Genomic DNA, 1,050 nt, shown 5'->3' with positions numbered 1-1,050 from the left:
TGCATTGCCATAAACTTCTGCATTATCAAAAACGTGCGGTTCACCGCAAATATATGCATCACCGTAAACTTCTGCATCACCGTAAATGCATGGTTCATCGCAAACTTCTGCTTTGCCATAAATACGAGAATTGTTGTAAACATGTGCATAACCGTAAACTTGTGCATTTTCGTAAACCTTAGCATCACCAAAAACCTTGGCATAACCATAGACTTTTGCATAATCCCCAATCCAGCAATTACCATGATGCGATAGGTTGTCTTCTTTTTGTATATAGCCACCTAAATCACCTTTCTCGACGTTTCCAAAGTCTCGTAATGCGCGAATGCGGTGGAGAGTTTTGCCCCCAACTTCGATTGTTTCATCAGTAAGTTCGTATTTCTTTTCCATGGTTTATTGCCTCATGCCCGTTGTGATGATTTCATCATTGATGATCTCTGCGTTTCCATGAATAAATGCATCACCACAGATTTTGGCATTTCCCCCAACTTTTGCTCTGATGGAAATCAATGGACTGCCATAGATTTTAGCATTTCCATAAATTTCAGCTTTTCCACTAATAAATGCACCACCGGAAACTTGTGCATTTTCGTAGATTTGTGCACTGGCAAAAACACGAGCATGTTCAAAAATCTGCGCATTACCAAAAATATTAGTTTCTCCGGTAACAGATGCACTACCAAAAACACATGCATTTTCGTAAATATCAGCAATGTTATAAATATAAGCATCACCATAAACCTTGGCTTTGTCATAAACTCTTGCATGACCATCTACACGAGCGTTTCCATAAACATGTGCATCACCAAAAACCTTGGCATAACCATAGACTTTTGCATCATCACCTACCCAGCAATTACCATCATGACTTAGATTGTCTTCTTTCTCGATATAGCCGCCTAGGTCGTCTGCTTTAACATCATCAAAATCCCTTAAAGCACGAATGCGGTGGAGAGTTTTTCTATCAAACTCAATTGTTTCATCAGTAAGTTCGTATTTTTTTTCCATGGTTTTACTCCTTTAAGTTAGATTCTGCCTTTGTCGTTCTTG

Annotated in this window: 2 protein-coding genes; both read right to left on the bottom strand. The window is 39.0% G+C overall.

Annotated features, from left to right (window positions below; translation table 11 throughout):
* Positions 1–390 (bottom strand): hypothetical protein (locus ACFIK3_RS09610; protein ID WP_375676628.1); only part of this gene is annotated, 390 nt, incomplete at its 3' end.
* Between the two features lie 3 nt (positions 391–393).
* Complete coding sequence (locus ACFIK3_RS09605; RefSeq protein WP_375612600.1) at positions 394–1,008, bottom strand: hypothetical protein; 615 nt, start codon at positions 1,006–1,008, stop codon at positions 394–396.
* Positions 1,009–1,050: the final 42 nt, after the last annotated feature.

Origin of the sequence: Bartonella sp. CB10SXKL (assembly GCF_042195515.1) — a bacterium.
Taxonomy (GTDB): Bacteria; Pseudomonadota; Alphaproteobacteria; order Rhizobiales; family Rhizobiaceae; genus Bartonella.
The sequence above is the reverse complement of the archived record's forward strand: the minus strand, read 5'-3'. Positions and strand labels throughout refer to the sequence as shown.